The organism is Rossellomorea sp. NRS-1567, from assembly GCF_050467885.1.
In the GTDB taxonomy this organism is placed as follows: domain Bacteria; phylum Bacillota; class Bacilli; order Bacillales; family Bacillaceae_B; genus Rossellomorea; species Rossellomorea aquimaris_C.
In genome coordinates this window covers 129,141-147,169 of sequence record NZ_JBITPL010000019.1, presented here as the reverse complement: position 1 = coordinate 147,169, position 18,029 = coordinate 129,141, and the positions used below count along the sequence as shown (strand labels likewise).

Sequence of the window (18,029 nt, the reverse complement as noted above, 5' to 3'; positions counted from 1 at the left end):
TCTTTTACATTTATCATGAATAAACAATCATTGGAGGAAATGAACACGATGTCAGAATGGCCAAATTGCCCAAAGTGTAACTCAGAATACACATATGAAGATGGAAGTCTGTTCGTCTGCCCCGAGTGTGCTCATGAATGGACAACAGAAGCAGCAACAGAAACGGCAGAAGAAGAAAAGGTGATTAGAGACTCAAACGGAAATCTCTTAACCGATGGTGACTCCGTTACAGTCATTAAAGATCTGAAAGTAAAAGGAAGCTCATCCGTCCTCAAGATGGGAACCAAAGTCAAAAACATCCGGCTCGTCGAAGGGGACCACGACATCGACTGCAAAATCGACGGCTTCGGAGCCATGAAACTAAAATCCGAATTTGTCAAAAAGATATAGTGAGTTAGTAATTTTAGAGGGACGGACCTCCATAAAGTATAAGCCTTGTACTTAATAAGGTTTATCCTGATTGGAGGTCCGTCCCTCATTATTATAAATCGTCTAATACTTCTTTTAACACAACGGCATGGTTTTGCTGCTCATCTTTTGCACCGTAGAGAAGGACTAAGCGTTCGTTAGCAGACATTTCCTTTAGTTCCTGCAGCTTCTTTTGTTTTTTATCATCTTGTTTGAGTTCTTCTTTGTAGGCTTTTTTAAATTCCTCGAACTTTTCCTGCTCATGATTAAACCATTTTCTTAAATGTGGGCTTGGTGTAATTTCCTTCATCCACTCATCCAAGTTTGCATCCTCTTTTGAAATTCCACGTGGCCAAACTCGGTCAATCAAAATGCGATGACCGCCTAATTGGGGAGGTTCATCATAAATTCTCATTAGAACAATAGACATCGATCTTCCTCCAATCCTTTTTCATTTACTTAAGGATAAATTGAATCGAAGAATGAATCAAATATCTTTTATCTTTAGTTTCTTGGGAAAAGGTACATAAAGGATTAGAAACTCCGCATATATTAAATGAATTACTTTATAGCTTGACCGAGGTATTCACAGGGGAGACCGAATTGAAGGTCCGTCCCTCTTTTACGAAAAATAACATGCATAACAGTTCGCCGGGGAGGATGATTATCTTTTGAAAGTACGGAGTAGAAATATAAAGAATATGGATCACGTCATCAGTCATGAAATCAAGAGCCTGCCGGCGATAACAATGACCCTAAAGACGATTGTCATGGATTCGTTCAAAGAGAGTTTGGAACTGCCACTACAAACTTATAACTTTCCTTTACAATAGCGGCAGGACCATGATTGATACCATTTTATTTTTAAAGAGTCTCATCATAGGAGTCACCATTGCTGCTCCTGTTGGTCCGGTCGGTATCCTTTGTATTCATCGGACATTGACTTATGGGAGAAGGACAGGTTTTGTATCGGGGTTGGGGGCTGCCACTGCAGATGCACTATACGGCTTGGTCGCTGTCATGGGGCTTACGATTGTTTCCGACTTCCTTCTTGATTACCAGTTCTGGATTCAATTATGGGGAGGGGTGTTTCTATTCTTATTAGGATGGAAGACATTCACTTCACAGCCGGCAACATTTAAGACTGGTGAATCGCAAGCCACTTCTTCTTTGAAAGGATTCTTCTCAGTTTTTCTTTTGACGGTTACGAATCCAATGACCATCCTTGCATTTATCGCTATCTTTGGTGTCTTTCGGGTAACCGATTCAGATGGCAGCGTAGTATCCGCATTGCTCGTCGTTTTGGGTGTCTTTTGCGGATCCGCTTTGTGGTGGGGGACGGTTGCGTTGGTAGGCGGATGGTTAAGCAGTCGGATTGAATCGGACTCGTTAACGATGATCAATCGGGTGGCGGGAATCATCATTACGATATTCAGTTCGTATATTCTTATTGACTTGATATAATTTCTGATAGAGGGACGGACCTCCAATCCACCAATGAACCCCTAATTCCAATTATACAATGAATCCGAGGTCCGTCCCTCTCCTAAAACTCACCATGCTCCTTACCCCAGGCATGCATTTGCTTGAGAATCGGCATGAGGGTCATACCTAATTCTGTCATGGAGTATTCTACTTTTGGAGGGATGGTATCGTACTGGGTTCGATTGATGAAGCCATCTTCTTCGAGTTCTTTTAGTTGCTGACTTAGCACTTTATGGGCAACCCCGGGTAGTAATCTGCGCAATCCGTTGTACCTGAGTGTTCCGTCTGTCCCAAGATGCCATAGGATGACTGTTTTCCATTTCCCTCCGATTTTCTTCAGTGTGTATTCAATCGAGCACTTTAATTTTCCCTCTTGATTTATGGGGGTATCCATATTCTCATCAGTCCTTTCTTACCTTAAGGTTAGTTTCTCACAAAAAAGTGCATTCTTACATTAAGAAGCTCAGCTCCGTATAATGGAGACATGTTAGATGAAACTAATCAAAAAGAGGAGGAATATTGACGATGTTACCATATCCAAGATCGTTTTCTCATATTGGACTATCCGTCCCAAATCTCGAAGAGGCCATTGCATTTTACACAGAGGTGTTCGGATGGTACACCATCATGGAGCCATCCGATGTGGAAAATGATGATACTGCAATCGGGCAGATGTGCCGTGATGTATTCGGGAATGATTGGGAAAAATTCAGAATTGCTCATCTTGCTACAGGTGATAAAATCGGAGTGGAGTTGTTTGAGTTCCCACACAACGAAAAGCCAGAGAATAACTTTGAGTATTGGAAAACAGGACTATTCCATTTCTGTATCCAGGACCCCGATGTAGAAGGCATGGTTGAAAAAATCAAACAGCACGGCGGTAAACAGCGCATGCCGATCCGTGAATATTATCCCGGTGAAAAGCCTTATCGCATGGTGTATGTTGAAGATCCATTCGGGAATATTTTTGAGATTTACTCCCACAGCTACGAATTAACGTATTCAGATGGGGCTTACTGATCAATTAATAAGGGCACGTTCAATTGAGAGCGTGTCTTTTTTATTGAAATAGAGGTTTTCCTTTCCAAATGATGAATCCTATAAAGATACTTCTATTTCAGTGAAGAGAGGAAAGCAACAATGAAAATATTGGAGCTACAAAAGAATTCAAGTATTTTTGAGGAAGCAGTGAAAGCTTTCTGGGAACAGTGGGGAAGTGAGGAGAATTACAGGTTCTATCACGATTGTATATTCCATTCCTGCCGTACCGAAGAGGACTTACCGCGATTTTATATCGCTTTACAGGAAGAACAAATCATTGGGACGTACGCGCTGCTCAGAAACGACCTGAATAGTAGGCAAGACCTGTTTCCATGGTTTGCTTGCCTCTACATCGACCCGGATCACAGAGGGAAAGGACTTGGTTCGAATCTCCTAGAGCATGCTATACAGGAAGCCCATGAAAAAGGCTACAAACATCTATACCTAACAACGGATCTGGAAGGTTATTATGAAAAATATGGATGGACTCACACGACAGAAGCCATTGGACTGAGTGGTGGTTCCATGAACGTTTACCAAAAAGCAACAAATCAAACCTCCTAAAAATCAAAAAAGCAGCAAGGCATGAGTGGGAAATTCACTCATGCCTTACTGCTTTTTTTAGAGGTCCGTCCCTCTCTTGAAAGGAAAGGTAATCTTCCCTTGGGAGAGGTCTATGGCGTACCCAACCACGACGGCCACGAGGGTAGGGAGGGTCCAGGCCAGGCCGTTTTCGCTGAGGGGAAGGTATCCCAGGATAGCGTGAATTCCTTCCATTTGAATTTCTAGCGTCATCACCATTTCGTAAAAGGCAAATAATGTTGCGACCCCAACCCCATACACATACATTCTCTTGCTTTCTCCAAAGAAATGCTGAAAGAGAGAGAGTACTACAAGCACAATAGCTACAGGATAAATCAGAACAAGTAACGGTGTAGCCACCTTCAATATCAAATTCAGTCCAAGATTGGTCACCGCCAACCCGATCAGGATGAAAATCATTACATAAGTCTTATATGAAAACCTCGGGAAATTTTCATTGAAAAAACGTCCGCATGCATTGATGAGGCCGATACAGGTCGTTAAACAAGCTATCATCACTATGGCTCCGAATAACACATTCCCGCTGTATCCAAATAATTGGTGAGAAGCAAGAACCAATATTTCTGCCCCATTTTGAAGGGGCTCTTCATGGGGAACAACCCGTCCGATCCATCCCAGTGAAAGATACACCATGATTAAGCCGACGGCTGCAATCATACCTGAACTGATCGTTCCTCGTATCAGCTCCCTTTTATCCGCAGCCCCTTTGTCTTTCAATCCATTGATGATGACAATCCCAAAGGCAAGGGCTGCCACGGCATCCATGGTGAAGTACCCTTCCAGAAACCCTTTGAGAAACGGATCTGACTGGAAATTTTCAGTTGCTTGAGCGTCCGTATATTTAAAGATCATAAAGGCCCGTACACATAAGATCGCTAATACAATGAGCAGGGCAGGCGTTAAAAACTGTCCGACAAGATCAATCACCTTTTTTGGATTGATACTGAGTAAGTAAGTCAATCCGAAAAAGACAAGAGAGAATAAGAATAAGGGTAACCGTCCCTCCACACTGATCACTTGCATAAATCCCAATTCATAGGCAACATTCGACGCCCTTGGAATACCGTATAGTGCTCCAATCGACATATAAATCACGATGGCGAACACAAGCCCAAAGACAGGATGGACCCGTTGGCCAATTGACAATAATCCGTTAGCAGATAATGATACCGAAATGATCGTTAAAAAAGGCAGGAACACTGCTGTTAAAATAAACCCGGCAATTGCGGCGGCAAAGTAGCCTCCAGATTCCATTCCAAGATAAGGCGGGAATATTAAATTCCCTGCTCCGAAAAATAGAGAAAATAGCATAAAACCTGAAACCAGTACATCTTTCTTTCTCAAAAAAAACCCTCCAAATCCTTACCAAACCATGATAGCTTCTATTGATTATTCTGATTATTTCACATAAAAAAACCCGCCCCTGACCAGGGACGAGTTATATTTTCTCGTCGTGGAATTTTATTATTAAACACAATCTAGCATAGGAAGAAAGCGCAGTCAATAAGTTTTCCTAATATAATATCAATTTCTATTTTTCTAGATTTGTATGATTATTTCAATAAGTAAAAAATATATTAAATGGAACTTTTATCAAGTTTAAACGTATGTAAGGTACAGATTCGTAGAAAAGGGGAGTTTTAGAATGGATATTAGCTTTTTCTGGATAGCAGCGGGGCTTACGGCATTAGGATATTTTATTGGGGATGGGTTAAAGAACTTTGGTAACCCGAAAGCAAGCTTCTCAGATTATCCCACGTTGATAAAAGAAAAAGATTTGCATCTGCATGTAGGTCTTACGAAAGAAGAAGTCAATGAATTGCTACACAAATTTCCCGAGGCTCCAAAAGTGGAGTTGAAGGGGACGACTTATTATCCTTATCAGAGGTTTATGGAGTGGATGTCGTCTGGTGAGATTTATAAGAAGTAATAGGGAGAGGAGAAATTATCACTTTGTGAATTGTATTTTACCCTTGAGCACCAAAAAAAAGGCACGCAGATGGAGCGTGCCTTTTGCTCTTACAATCCGACGGAAATATACTTGACCTCTAAATACTCCTCGATCCCATGATGTCCGCCTTCACGACCAAGTCCGCTTTGTTTGAATCCGCCGAATGGGGCTTGTGGGGTGGATGGCATGCCATCATTCAATCCTACGATTCCATATTCCAGTTGCTCACTGATCAGGATTCCCTTCGCCATATTCTCTGTGAATACATAGGCAGCGAGACCATAGATGGAATCATTAGCCCGCCCGATCGCTTCATCTTCCGTTTTAAAAGTCGTGATAGGAGCGACTGGACCGAATGTTTCATCTTTCATGCAAAGCATGTCATCAGTTACGTTAGTAAGAACAGTTGGTTCAAAATATAACCCTCCTTTTCCTTTGCCGCCGTAGGCAATGGAAGCTCCTTTGTTTACAGCATCTTCTACGTGTTTCTGGACTTTCTCGATTGCATTTTCATCGATTAATGGGCCGATATCGACACCTTCTTCAAGACCGTTTCCTACTTTTAAATCCTTCACTTTTTCCACAAGTTTTTCCGTGAACGAATCCACGATGGATTCATGAACATAGACACGGTTGGAGCAGACGCAGGTTTGACCGGCATTTCTGAACTTCGAGGCAATGACCCCATCGACGGCTTTCTCTAGATCAGAGTCGTCCATCACGATCACAGGTGCATGTCCTCCGAGCTCCAACGATATTTTCTTGACGGTGTCAGCTGAACCTTTCATCAGGACCTTCCCGACTTCCGTTGATCCCGTGAATGTCAGTTTCCGTACACGTTTGTCTTCCATCCACGCTTCCCCGATGGATTTCGAATCACCTGTCACCACGTTGATGACTCCTTTAGGGATGCCGGCTTCTTCTGCAAGTTCCGCCATCTTTAAAGCGGTCAAAGGGGTTTGGTTTGCCGGTTTAATTACGACCGTACAGCCGGTGGCGAGTGCCGGTGCAACCTTACGTGTGATCATCGCAGCAGGGAAGTTCCATGGTGTGATGACGGCTACGACCCCGACAGGCTGCTTATGGACGAATAATCGCTTGTTTCGCTGAGTTGCCGGAATTTGTTCACCGTATACACGCTTTCCTTCTTCGGCGTACCAGGAGATGAAGCCGTTGGCATATTGGATTTCACCAAGTGCTTCCTTTAGTGGTTTCCCTTGCTCCATGGTCATGGTCCGGGCAAGGTCCTCTTTATTCTCATCAATTAAATCATACCATTTTCGAATTAGTTCACTTCGTTCGTATGCAGAGTATTGGGACCAGTCCTTGAATGCACCATAAGCCGCGTCCACAGCGCTGGCAGCTTCTTTTTTGCCTCCGTTCGGGATAGTGGCAATGACCTCTGAAGTGGCGGGATTGGTCACATCCCTTTTCGAAAGATCCGATCCTATTTGTTCTCCGTTGATGATCATATTGTAGTGTTGCATAGTGTTCCTCCTTTTGAAAGATAGATTCCCATATGCTTATTACTATGTAGTTTGTCTTAAATTTACAATAATGAGAGGGAAGAATCCAGTAATACACACTGTTTAATGGCGATGGGCCACCCTTTGTTTAAATACCCTAAGTAAGAGGGAAGATAAACCGTATGAAAAAAATAAGGAGGCCATCATATATGAAAGCCATTATCATCAACCAATACGGAGACAAAGAGGTATTACAGGAAAAAGAATTCGATCAGCCAGTGATTGGGGATAATCAAATCTTATTGGAAAATCGTGCGACATCGATCAACCCGATTGATTGGAAGGTGCGCGCAGGGTATTTGAAAGATATGCTCGACTTTGAATTTCCGATCATACTTGGATGGGATGCAGCAGGTGTGATTGCCGAAACGGGTAAAAATGTTCAGGGGTTTGAAGTGGGTGACAGAGTATTTGCTAGACCTGCGACAACAAGGGAAGGTACATATGCAGAGTATGTGGCAGTGGACGATGAGCTACTAGCCAAAATGCCGGATAGCATGAGCTTTGAAGAAGCAGCGGCCATTCCCCTTGCCGGATTGACGGCTTGGCAATGCTTAGTCGATTTTGGACAAATCAAAGAAGGGGATAAGGTACTCATCCATGCGGGATCCGGTGGAGTCGGGAATTTCGCGATTCAGATTGCGAAAAGCTTCGGAGCATATGTCGCCACTACGGCAAGTGGCAAAAATGAAGAGTTCGTCAAATCATTGGGTGCAGATCAATTCATCAATTATAAAGAAGAAGATTTCAGTGAAGTGCTGCAAGATTTTGACTTAGTTCTGGATTCCATGGGTGGGGAAGTCCAATCAAACAGCTATAAGGTGCTGAAGAAAAACGGAAAACTCGTATCCATTGCACAGCCTCCATCTAAAGAAGAAGCAGAGAAGTATGGCGTGAAAGCTGAATTCCTATGGCTCGATCCTAAGGGGGAGCAACTGGAGAAGCTGGCTGAATTATATGAATCGGATCAATTAAAACCTGTAATTGGTGAGACGTTCGATTTGAGTGAGCAAGGACTGAAGGATGCCCATGCATTGAGTGAAACTCATCATGCTCAAGGGAAGATTGTGATACGTGTTAGATAGAGGATGAGGGACGGACCTTTGGAGGTCCGTCCCTCTTTAATGTCTAATAACCTTCCTCGTCTGAGATACTGAGAGCGTTCAATACCGATCTTTTGAGTTGAGGTGTAAGCTTTCTTAATTCACCCATACTGTATACTCCGGCAAAGTATTGAATGACTAGTCCATCCACAAAAGAAACTAGGATGGATGCCCCCATTTTTGAATGGATCATGGGATAGTCATGTTGGCTGTCCACTTTCGATAATTTTCCTTGTAAATGATTCACCATCCGATCAAAAGAGGGACCGAATGTTGTTTGATTAATTTCCTTTCGGCTATATCGGCCCATTACAGATGCAATCAATTCCATATTCTGTTCATTATAATCCCACGAATCGTAGAGAAAAGTTTGAATGAACTCTTCTATTGTGCTGCTTTCATTTAGGTTTAGTGCTCGTATGTAATCTTCTTCAAGCTTCTTTAATCCTGAATCTAATATATTTGTGCTCATCATACTTTCCCCTTCCTTATTGATATTTCACTTGATTTCCCTGTCTGTTCATTACTAAACATCTATTTCTGATCTCACACGTCAGGATAGGCAGTATCAGGGAGAACTCAAGAAACTTGAAAAGGAATTGAATAGGGGATGGGATGGGCGCAGCGATACCAAAGATAAATAAGGAGAGGGACGGACCTTTGATTCAAAGGTCCGTCCCTCCTTCTTCAGTCCGTTCTGTTATTGACCTCATAGGCCGCGCGGATGGCGGATTCGATTGCCCCTTCCACCCAGCCGTGGAAAGGGGAGGTATGCTCACCGGCAAAGTGGATGCGTTGTTCTGGTAAGTACAGATGGTCAGAAAAGTCCGAAGCCTGGTTGGGAGCGAATAGGGTAAAGCAACCTGCGGAAAACTGGTTTTCTCCCCAGCTGTAAGAGGCACCTTTAGAAAATTCTTTGTAAACCTGATCGCCATATATCTTATAAAGTCCCTGGAGTGCTTCACGAATCCGTTCATCCTCAGGCAAGCTATTCCACAGATTTGCATTTTGTCCCCAGCTGTAACTGCCGAGCATGACACCCGGGCCGGCTACTCCTATATTATGACTAGGACGGTACGTATACCGGATGGGAAGATCTGTTATGATATTTCCAATTTTAAAGGTTTCCCAGAACTTTGATTTAAACTCCAATCCGATCTTTACAGACGACACATAATTCAGTTCCCGTATCGCCTTCCATTTTTGAAAGGAGATCGATTCATGGGGGTAGACATCAATAAATTGAAAAACAGAGTAAGGAACCGTAACGATGGTGTAATCCCCTTGTAAACGATGAAAACGGTTTGTGGTGCGGTCTCTCACTATGACTTCAACACCGTCATCCTTCTGAATGATCCCATGGACTTTTTGAGAATAGAGGATGTTTTGCTGGAGTTCTGGGAAAAAGGAGTATGGAAGTTTATCATTCCCTCCATCAATTTCATAAAACTTTAATTTATCATTGAAAACCGTACGGACAATGTCCAGGAGAATATCAACGAATGCTAGTTCCGGGAACCCTTCAATGCCCAAGAGGACCTTTACGATCCGGATGGCTTCCGGGGAAAGGGACGTTCCGATCGGATTGAATCGTAAGAAGACATCGAATGAATAATGATCAAACTTGATTCGTAGCCTTTCTTGTTCTGCAGGACTTGCTTTTTCGTACAAGTCTAAAAACGGCCTTACAGCTGACGATAATAATTCAATGGCCGTTTTTCCCTGTTCTTCAGGAGGTAAAGGGTAATTGAAAATATCAGGGTTAGTGTTGTAATTGGAATCTGTCGTCTGAATTCCATTCACGAGATAGAGATCGCTCTTATTAATAAACTCATTTGTTGGTAAGTTGAATTTACGAATATATTCGAATACTAAATCATGCGTTTCCGGGAATCGCATAGCACCGACATCGAGGTATTGGCCTTCTGAAAAAGGCTGTCGCAACGTATACACCCTTCCGCCGATGCGATCATTTCCTTCGAGGATCGTAACGGTATGACCTGCTTTTTTCAAAAGGGAGCCTGCCACCAGTCCGGCCATGCCTGCCCCGATAATAATCACATTCTTTGATTCTAGTTTGGGTCCCAAACCATTTTTCACGATGGATACCATGTCATCTGGATAAGAAAGATCACCGTAATTGTGGATATCAGCTCTATTCCTCATTGCTTTCTCCTCCTTAAGCCAAAGCAAAGCTGCACTACCTATATATATGATAGTAGAGAAGGAGAATAGACGGTTTGGATGTAGTTCCTATTCTCTAACTTGTAAAAAATGAAGAGGGACGGACCTTGAGAGAAAGGTCCGTCCCTCTTCGTGTCATGAGCTTTGGAAACAACCGCATCATCATGCTTCCAGCCGCCCTGGATATGTTGAAATGAAAAAAGAAGGATATAGATGGACGTTTGTAGAAGTAGAGTTTCGGTAGACGTAGTGTAGTAGATGTTTTGCAGGTGAAATATATTCTGTAAACACGATTGACATATCTCTATAAAACCACCGGTCACACAAAAGCACGGAATGACAGGATGGCTCAAATTTAGAATGATACATTTAGATAGCGGGAAGGAGAAACGAGAGTGGAAATGCTGCACAGGATGAATGATTGCATTCAATATATAGAGGACAATCTGGATGGGGCAGTCGAGATGGAAGAACTTGCCCGGTTGTCACTCAGTTCAAAGTTTCACTTTCAAAGGCTGTTTTCTCTTGTAACCGGATATACAGTGGCTGATTATATCCGTAAGAGAAGGCTCACATTAGCCGCCCAGGAACTGATCAACCAGAATGCAAAGGTCATTGACGTTGCTTTCAAGTACGGATATGAAACACCGGAATCCTTCTCGAAAGCCTTTCGGAAGGCTCATGGAGTTTCGCCATCCCAAGTAAGGGAAGCCGGAACCTCCTTGAAGGCATTTCCGCGAATATCCTTCCAAATACAGCTTAAAGGAGAAGTCGAAATGGATTATAAAATTGTGGACAAAAAAGCATTTCAAGTGATTGGAAAAGGAAAAAGGGTATCTACGTGTAATGGTGAGAATTTGCAAGACATTCCTGCATTTTGGGATGAAGTGAACACCACTGATTTAGACAAGTTGATTTGTGAAGCAGCAGGAAATAACGAGATGCTCGGGATTTGTATGGAGTTTGACCATCCTAATGAAGAGTTCACCTATTTTATCGGGGCGGAGAAAAAGAGTGAAGAGAAACGTTCCTTGGAGGTAAAAGAGATCCCGGCTGCGACCTGGGCTGTCTTTGAATCTGTAGGTCCGATGCCACATGCAATCCAAGGTGTATGGAAGCGAATCTACTCTGAGTGGTTTCCTTCGACCGGGTATGAACATAGCGGAGGACCAGAGTTTGAATTGTACCCGCCAGGAAACCCGAATGACGAGAATTATCGTTGTGAGATTTGGATTCCGATTATGAAGAAATAAGGTTGGAAAGCCCCTTTGCAGATGACGTAAAGGGGCTTTTCGTATGAATAAGCTGGACAGTATATTTTACACGCTCTTGACTCACAATATTCATCATGTTACTATAAAGTCACATATTACATGTGACCAATCATTCACATGTAAATCACAATGAAAGGATCGTTAATATGAAAGACGAACTTTCCACATTATTTAAGGCACTGGGTCACCCGATACGAAGGGAAATCTTGGACCTGTTGAAGCAGTCGGCAAGAACAACCGGTGAACTGGATGAACATTTTCCCGAAGTGACAAGATACGCGATCATGAAGCATCTGACGATCTTGGAGGAAGGGAATTTGGTTGTGGTGAAGCGGGAAGGGAAGTACCGAAGAAATTACCTTAACGCGATTCCACTTCAGGAAATGCACAATCGGTGGGTAGGAAAGTATATGGAGTCTACCGCCAATTCTCTGTTAAAGTTACGGGCATTAGCAGAAAACAAAGGAGGAGAAGAAGGAATGGAACAAAGTAAAGTATTTCGTATTGAACAAGAAGTGATGATAGATGCACCAAGGGAACAGGTATTTAAAGCGTTAACCGAGCAGGCGGGGGATTGGTGGGAGTTTAAATTGGCACCTGAGGGAGTAAGTTCACAATTCACATTCGATCCTGTACCTGGCGGGCAATTCATTGAGAAGTGGCGTGAAAACGAGGGGGCACTTTGGGGAACGGTGTATTACGTTAACGCTCCTGAGGAAATACGTCTCCATGGCCATCTTGGTATGCAAGGTGCCGTAAACAGTGCATACACATACCGTTTGATTGAAAAAGGCGATTCCACGCTTCTTCAGTTATCCCATACAGCATCAGGAGTCATTGAAGATGATTGGCAGGAAAAGCATTCAGAAGGGTGGAGCTACCTGCTGGGTACCCTGCTGAAAAAATATGTGGAAGAGAAATAAAAAAACGAAAAACGTTCATAAAAGGAGATAAAAATGGTAGATGTACTGACAGAAATAACGATTCGCTGTCCGCTTCATAAGGTTTCAGAGTATGCTGCCGATCCAGATAATGCACCAGAATGGTATGTAAATATTGATTCGTCAGCATGGGTGACGGAAAAGCCTTTATCCATTGGCTCTCAAGTCGCATTTGAAGCGAAATTCTTAGGGAAGGACCTCTCCTACGTTTATGAAATCACGGAGTTTATCCCGGGCCGGAAGCTTGTGATGAAAACCGCAAACGGACCGTTTCCAATGGAAACCACCTATACATGGGAGGCACTTGATGAACAAGTGACAAGGATGACTCTCCGAAATCAAGGAAAGCCCACCGGTTTTTCAAAATGGGTGACGCCTCTTATGTCTACCATGATGAAAAAAGCTAACAAAAAGGATTTAAAAAGAATCAAAGACATGTTGGAGAGCTAAAAGGAAGAAGGCTGAATTCTTTTGAAAATAAAGAATTCAGCCTTCCTTTTTCTTGTGGAATGGTGAGTAAGAAAAATCTGATGTGTATCCCACGTCTGCCTGAAAAAGAGAAGTCTGCTCCTGTAAAGGGGCAGACTTTCTGTATTTATGGTCATTTGATCACCACATAAGGCCTCATCATTTCATAATCCTCATGCTCTAAAATATGACAATGCCAGACATATAACCCTGTATAAGGACCGAACGGCACAATAATCCGTGTCATTTCCCATGGGTTTGCACAAACCGTATCTTTCCAGCCCTGCTCATTGGCCACGGGTTTGATGCGTGGTCCAATGGGTACGACACTACCTTCCGTTTGATAGATCTCCTTATCGAATCTCTGCCGGTCGAGGACTTGAAACCTGACTAAATGCAAGTGGATGGGGTGTGTTTCTTCCGTTACGTTGATGAAATTCCAAATCTCAATACTCCAAAGATGGGGCATTTCTGTAATTAGATCCGACCATAATTGATTATTTAAAAGGTGAATTTCCCGCTTGTATTGATCATGACTCATATTCAACAGAAGGTTTCTGGTCTGATAAGCATTTCTCTCTTTCAATCTTGGTACAGCATTTAATGTTGATGGAATCTTGCTCGTATCTGTACTTAAGAGTCGATTGCTCACACGGAACTGCATCAGGACTCCCGTCGTATCAGGATCAGGGAGGTCACCCGTTGGAAAGGGTGCCGGCGCATCGTTTTGGATGGTTATGACTTGCCCTCTCATGGAAGAAAAGTCCAGGATGACATCCGCCCGTTCAGCTGGAGCGAGTAAAATCTTCCGGACGTTAACAGGTGCAGGGAGAAGACCTTGATCGGAACCGATTTGGATAAACGGATTATCGTTTGAGAGTGAGAGTTGATACGTCCGGGAATTAGAAGCATTGATCATCCGAAAGCGATAGCGGCGTGGTTCGACTTCTAAGTATGGCCATACCATCCCGTTAATCAGGATCGTGTCTCCAAAGAAATTAGAGCGGATGGAGGGATTGACTCCAGTAGTGGGAGGATCAGGCTGTGAAGGATAATAGAGTGATCCATCTTTATTGAATGAACGATCCATGATTACCAAGGGAATATCGTATGGAACATGGGGTAAGGACAAAGACCTCTCCTCTTCGTCATGAATGATATAAGCACCTGCGAGTCCGGCATATATATTCAGCCGGGTGATCCCTACTGCATGGTCATGGTACCAAAGAGTAGTGGCTGGCTGTTGATTGGGGTACGTGTAGACTTTCACGGCAAAGAAAGGACCAACCTCTTTAAAGTCCTTTGTAAACCAGGCATCTGGATAACCGTCGCTCGTATCAGGGGTAGCGCCACCATGAAGATGAACCACGGTGCGGACCTCCGGGTTATCCTTTTCTGCCCCGTGAACGGTTGAATCGATGGGGAGGAAATGTTCCTCTGGAAGTTCATTTTTCCATAATACCTGCAAGGTTTGATTGCGTTTAACTCTAAAAGTGGGGCCGGGAAATAGTCCATTATAGCCCCACACTTTAGTCGGTGGTAAATCACTGTGCAGTTTCTGCATGACTTCTTTCATGGAAACTTCAAAATATAAAGTATTCCTACCATAAGAAGAAGGCTGAATGGTTTCCATAACAGGAAGTGGATCAACGAATTTTTTAAGCATCATATTCCTCCTTTATATGGAATCGCTTATTGATATGTATTTCGGTCGTTGCTTAAATATCCTCTTTCCCTATAAAAATACGATTCAAGTGAAGGTTAATATTTATAAAAATCATATTAATTGAAGGTTCTATTACATAATTTTAAATTCACCATAAACCATCATAAATTTGTTACACTATCTAAGTTGCTAAATCGTTCAATCTTGGAGGAAGTTATGTCAAATCGAAATAAAGGAATACTCCTATTACTTCTATCAGCGTTTGGTTTCTCCCTTATGGCGGCGTTCGTGAAGCTGTCAGGAGATGTGCCGACGATTCAAAAAACATTTTTCAGGAACATCGTTTCTGCATTCATCGCATTCGGTTTTGTCCGATATCATAAGGAGCGGTTATTCGGGAAGAAAGAAAATCAGAAGCTGCTGTTGCTGCGCTCCAGTTTAGGTGCTGTCGGGATCGTCTTGTTCTTCTATGCGATTGACCATCTGGTGTTATCCGATGCCGATATGTTGAACAAGCTCAGTCCGTTTCTGACCATCATCTTCTCGGCTATTTTCTTGAGGGAGAGGACCCGGGTGTTCCAGGTGGTGGCCATCATCATTGCGTTTATCGGAACACTGTTCATCATCAAACCGGCTTTCTCCTTTGATGTCATTCCATATCTGGCAGGAGTGTTTTCCGCTATTTTCGCAGCAGGTGCCTATACGGTCCTGCGCGTATTAGGGAGCAGGGAGAAGTTTTATACCGTCGTCTTTTACTTCTCATTCTTTACGACGGTCGTGCTGCTTCCATTTGTCATCGGATTTTATGAACCGATGAGCCCACAACAGTGGATTTATCTGTTATCAGCAGGCGTTTTCGCAACGGTTGGTCAGTTCGGAATCACGATGGCCTACAAGTTCGCACCTGCAAGGGAAATATCAATTTTCTTCTATTCAACCGTCGTGTATTCCGCCATGATTAGCATCTTCTTATTCGGGCAGATTCCTGACGTATTAAGCATCATCGGATACGTCATAATCTTTGCTGCTTCGTTTTATATGTTTTTGAAAAATAATCAAGCAGCCAAAAGGCAGGAAGGATAATCGAAAAATACCCATCCTGAATATATGGATGGGTATTTTTATGGGAATAAAATGAAACATTTTCCATTTTTTATTCGTAGATATATTATCAAGGTTATGACAGGAGTGAATGGAATGAAGATTACTTTCATTATAGTGGGTGTCTGTTTTGTCATTGGAATCGGTGTAATCGTTGCAGCGAGACACTATTTAACAAAAGAAGATCCAGAATATCTATTAAACTACTTAAAGAACCACCATAATAGCAGCTTAACCATATCACGGAACGGACAAACCTTAACAGCTATCCGGGAAAATGAAATGTTCCCGTTAGCAAGTACGGTGAAAATCATCATTGCGATCGAGTACGCGAAACAGTGTGATGAAGGAAAAATAGATCCATCAAAAAAGGTATCATTAGAAGAATTAGATCAATATTATATTCCTAATACAGACGGGGGAGCCCATGAAACCTGGATTGATTACTCCAAAGGAGAAGGGTTGCTTCGAGACGGCGGATCAACCCTGGAAAACGTCGTGAAAGGGATGATTCTATTCAGCTCCAATGCTAACACCGAATATATGATGAACCTTCTGGGAAACGACAACATCAATAAATTACTGGAAGAGCTGAAAATGGATCAACACGAGCCTCTATACCCCATCAGTTCAGCCATGCTGATCCCCGCCTATTTAAAAAATGAGTATCCTGCTTATTCAGAGAAACAGATAGAAGACAAACTGAGAGAGATGTCTAAAGAAGAATACATCAATCTTTCCCATAGAATATTCACTTCATTAACAAATGGAGAAAAGCATATATACATTGAAAACAGTCATTCGGATAAGAGCCTGCAGAAAATATGGTCAGACAGACTGACGAAAAGTACGACGGCCGAATATGCGGAGATCATGGGGAAACTGAATTCAAAGACGTATTTTTCAAAAGGAACACAGGAAAGATTGGATGCGGTGATGGAAGGAATGATGGAGAATCCTAAGAACCAGGAATGGTTAATGCATGCTGGGCAAAAAGGCGGGTCTACATTATTCGTTGCGACAAATGCTGCTTATGCAACAGATAGAGATAGAAACTCGACGGAGATCGTCTTTTTTGCCAATGTTCTCGAGAAAGTGGAACGTCAAAAAATCTTAAACAATTTAAACGGATTTAATTTGAAAATATTGAGAGATGAGGATTTCCGAAAAAAGCTGGAAGAGCTATAATGTAAGTATATGGAATTTATTGTAGGGAGAGGGGTTTTTATGGTACTGCGCAAAACGAAATTAGCCAAATGGGCGATCGCCCTGTTAGGTGTCGTTCTCCTTAGTAATCTTTTATTGTACCAACCGATAGTTCAACGATTTCTATCAATAGAATTGGAGAGGGGAGTAGTCATAGGATCTCTGCTGGATTTAATGATTGTATCCCCGGCCCTGGCCTATGCCGCATTTAAACTGTCGAAGAAACAAGTCGTTGGATTGATGGTATTCGGCCTTGTGTTAGCTAGATTCATCATTCCTGAGGAATTATTTGAACCGTTCACTATCCTTCTATATTCCGGGATAGGAGTAGAAGTATTATTCCTGGCAGCAGAGTTGGGGCTTATCTTCCTCGCTGTACGAAAATTTCCCGAAATTCGATCTGCCATGAAATCATCTGGAGTAGGACCGATCTTTTCTTTCCTGCCGGCTGTAGAGAAGAAAGTGACCAGTCACATTCTGATCCGGATCCTTTCCTCAGAAGTGTTAATGGTTTACTATGCCCTATTGTGCTGGCGCCGCAAACCGCCTGTCCATGCCGGGGCTGTAACGATGCATCATAAGACCAGTGCCGTTGCCATGAACATCATGCTCATCCATGCCGTCGTGATCGAGACGATCGGTATCCACTGGTGGCTTCATTCCAAGCTTCCGATTCTGTCTTTCATTCTCTTGATTCTGAACGTTTATACCGTTCTATTGTTTATAGCTGAAATTCAGATTACCAGACTTCATCCACTGGAAGTGAAAAATGGTCATCTTTATGTGACGCAAGGATTGATGCAACGAACAGACTTCCCCCTTAATCAAATTGAAAAAATTGAATGGGGAAAAGAGCCGGGCAAAGAAGCACTCGTTTTCATGCATAAAGACTTTGAAGAGATTCATCCACAAGTCGTTTTATCTTTGAAAGAACCAGTGGAAGCAACCATGTTTATGGGGAGAAAGCAAAGGGTCTCTGAGATTGCTCTAAGGGTGGATGAGCCGGAGAGGTTGAAGGAATTGTTTGAGGTAAGAAATTCATGAAAAAAGTGCCTGACTTTTAATAAAGCCA

Annotated in this window: 19 protein-coding genes and 1 pseudogene; 13 read left to right on the top strand and 7 right to left on the bottom strand. The window is 42.7% G+C overall.

The window, feature by feature from the left end; all coding sequences use genetic code 11:
- Window positions 1–48 precede the first annotated feature (48 nt).
- The gene (locus ACIFOD_RS15800; RefSeq protein WP_397552478.1) at window positions 49–390 is read left to right on the top strand and encodes a zinc ribbon domain-containing protein YjdM; all 342 of its coding nucleotides are present in this window, start codon (window positions 49–51) and stop codon (window positions 388–390) included.
- A gap of 91 nt (window positions 391–481) precedes the next feature.
- Here ACIFOD_RS15800 and ACIFOD_RS15795 read toward each other — a convergent pair whose 3' ends face one another.
- Window positions 482–838, bottom strand: coding sequence for a DUF488 domain-containing protein (locus ACIFOD_RS15795; RefSeq protein ID WP_430315418.1), 357 nt, complete (start codon window positions 836–838; stop codon window positions 482–484).
- 232 nt (window positions 839–1,070) lie between these two features.
- Here ACIFOD_RS15795 and ACIFOD_RS15790 point away from each other — a divergent pair.
- Together ACIFOD_RS15790 and ACIFOD_RS15785 are read left to right on the top strand one after the other, a co-directional pair.
- Window positions 1,071–1,241 (top strand): annotated as a pseudogene (locus ACIFOD_RS15790) (Lrp/AsnC ligand binding domain-containing protein); the annotation flags it as partial.
- Between the two features lie 10 nt (window positions 1,242–1,251).
- A complete protein-coding gene (locus ACIFOD_RS15785) occupies window positions 1,252–1,872 on the top strand; it encodes a LysE family translocator (protein WP_430315417.1) in 621 nt (206 codons plus the stop codon).
- A gap of 82 nt (window positions 1,873–1,954) precedes the next feature.
- Here the strand turns inward: ACIFOD_RS15785 and ACIFOD_RS15780 are convergent, their stop codons facing one another.
- Entirely contained in the window at window positions 1,955–2,287 is a 333-nt protein-coding gene (locus tag ACIFOD_RS15780) for a winged helix-turn-helix transcriptional regulator (protein WP_430315416.1), read from the bottom strand.
- Window positions 2,288–2,418: 131 nt separating this feature from the next.
- Between ACIFOD_RS15780 and ACIFOD_RS15775 the strand changes: the two genes are divergently transcribed.
- Both ACIFOD_RS15775 and ACIFOD_RS15770 read left to right on the top strand, forming a co-directional pair.
- Complete coding sequence (locus tag ACIFOD_RS15775) at window positions 2,419–2,913, top strand: lactoylglutathione lyase family protein (RefSeq protein WP_148968000.1); 495 nt, start codon at window positions 2,419–2,421, stop codon at window positions 2,911–2,913.
- Between the two features lie 120 nt (window positions 2,914–3,033).
- Window positions 3,034–3,498, top strand: a complete 465-nt coding sequence (locus tag ACIFOD_RS15770) for a GNAT family N-acetyltransferase (RefSeq protein ID WP_430315415.1) — start codon at window positions 3,034–3,036, stop codon at window positions 3,496–3,498.
- A 57-nt stretch (window positions 3,499–3,555) separates the two neighbouring features.
- On the opposite strand, the gene brnQ is transcribed toward ACIFOD_RS15770, so the two are convergent.
- Window positions 3,556–4,881 (bottom strand): branched-chain amino acid transport system II carrier protein, encoded by a 1,326-nt coding sequence (gene brnQ, locus ACIFOD_RS15765; RefSeq protein WP_430315414.1) that lies wholly within the window; start codon window positions 4,879–4,881, stop codon window positions 3,556–3,558.
- A gap of 301 nt (window positions 4,882–5,182) precedes the next feature.
- Between brnQ and ACIFOD_RS15760 the strand changes: the two genes are divergently transcribed.
- Entirely contained in the window at window positions 5,183–5,467 is a 285-nt protein-coding gene (locus ACIFOD_RS15760; RefSeq protein WP_430315413.1) for a DNA-binding protein, read from the top strand.
- An 89-nt stretch (window positions 5,468–5,556) separates the two neighbouring features.
- On the opposite strand, the gene ACIFOD_RS15755 is transcribed toward ACIFOD_RS15760, so the two are convergent.
- Window positions 5,557–6,975 carry an NAD-dependent succinate-semialdehyde dehydrogenase gene (locus ACIFOD_RS15755; RefSeq protein ID WP_430315412.1) on the bottom strand — a complete coding sequence of 473 codons (1,419 nt, stop codon included), beginning with the start codon at window positions 6,973–6,975 and terminating at the stop codon, window positions 5,557–5,559.
- 188 nt (window positions 6,976–7,163) lie between these two features.
- On the opposite strand from ACIFOD_RS15755, the gene ACIFOD_RS15750 reads away from it, so the two are divergent.
- Window positions 7,164–8,099, top strand: a complete 936-nt coding sequence (locus tag ACIFOD_RS15750) for an NADP-dependent oxidoreductase (RefSeq protein WP_430315411.1) — start codon at window positions 7,164–7,166, stop codon at window positions 8,097–8,099.
- Between the two features lie 43 nt (window positions 8,100–8,142).
- On the opposite strand, the gene ACIFOD_RS15745 is transcribed toward ACIFOD_RS15750, so the two are convergent.
- Both ACIFOD_RS15745 and ACIFOD_RS15740 read right to left on the bottom strand, forming a co-directional pair.
- On the bottom strand, window positions 8,143–8,589 hold the full coding sequence (locus ACIFOD_RS15745) for a hypothetical protein (RefSeq protein WP_430315410.1): 447 nt from the start codon (window positions 8,587–8,589) through the stop codon (window positions 8,143–8,145).
- Window positions 8,590–8,804: 215 nt separating this feature from the next.
- Window positions 8,805–10,283 (bottom strand): flavin monoamine oxidase family protein, encoded by a 1,479-nt coding sequence (locus ACIFOD_RS15740; RefSeq protein WP_430315409.1) that lies wholly within the window; start codon window positions 10,281–10,283, stop codon window positions 8,805–8,807.
- A gap of 431 nt (window positions 10,284–10,714) precedes the next feature.
- Between ACIFOD_RS15740 and ACIFOD_RS15735 the strand changes: the two genes are divergently transcribed.
- The 3 genes from ACIFOD_RS15735 to ACIFOD_RS15725 all read left to right on the top strand — a co-directional run bounded on the left by ACIFOD_RS15735 (window position 10,715) and on the right by ACIFOD_RS15725 (window position 12,966).
- Entirely contained in the window at window positions 10,715–11,554 is an 840-nt protein-coding gene (locus ACIFOD_RS15735; protein ID WP_430315408.1) for an AraC family transcriptional regulator, read from the top strand.
- A gap of 167 nt (window positions 11,555–11,721) precedes the next feature.
- The gene (locus tag ACIFOD_RS15730) at window positions 11,722–12,498 is read left to right on the top strand and encodes an SRPBCC domain-containing protein (protein WP_430315407.1); all 777 of its coding nucleotides are present in this window, start codon (window positions 11,722–11,724) and stop codon (window positions 12,496–12,498) included.
- A 33-nt stretch (window positions 12,499–12,531) separates the two neighbouring features.
- Window positions 12,532–12,966 carry an SRPBCC family protein gene (locus ACIFOD_RS15725; protein ID WP_430315406.1) on the top strand — a complete coding sequence of 145 codons (435 nt, stop codon included), beginning with the start codon at window positions 12,532–12,534 and terminating at the stop codon, window positions 12,964–12,966.
- A 151-nt stretch (window positions 12,967–13,117) separates the two neighbouring features.
- Here ACIFOD_RS15725 and ACIFOD_RS15720 read toward each other — a convergent pair whose 3' ends face one another.
- Entirely contained in the window at window positions 13,118–14,653 is a 1,536-nt protein-coding gene (locus ACIFOD_RS15720; RefSeq protein WP_430315405.1) for a multicopper oxidase family protein, read from the bottom strand.
- Window positions 14,654–14,866: 213 nt separating this feature from the next.
- Between ACIFOD_RS15720 and ACIFOD_RS15715 the strand changes: the two genes are divergently transcribed.
- From ACIFOD_RS15715 to ACIFOD_RS15705, 3 genes are all read left to right on the top strand, one after another.
- Window positions 14,867–15,733 (top strand): DMT family transporter, encoded by an 867-nt coding sequence (locus ACIFOD_RS15715; protein WP_430315404.1) that lies wholly within the window; start codon window positions 14,867–14,869, stop codon window positions 15,731–15,733.
- A 114-nt stretch (window positions 15,734–15,847) separates the two neighbouring features.
- Complete coding sequence (locus ACIFOD_RS15710; protein ID WP_430315403.1) at window positions 15,848–16,939, top strand: serine hydrolase; 1,092 nt, start codon at window positions 15,848–15,850, stop codon at window positions 16,937–16,939.
- Window positions 16,940–16,978: 39 nt separating this feature from the next.
- Window positions 16,979–18,001, top strand: a complete 1,023-nt coding sequence (locus ACIFOD_RS15705; RefSeq protein WP_430315402.1) for a hypothetical protein — start codon at window positions 16,979–16,981, stop codon at window positions 17,999–18,001.
- The last annotated feature ends 28 nt before the right edge of the window (window positions 18,002–18,029 follow it).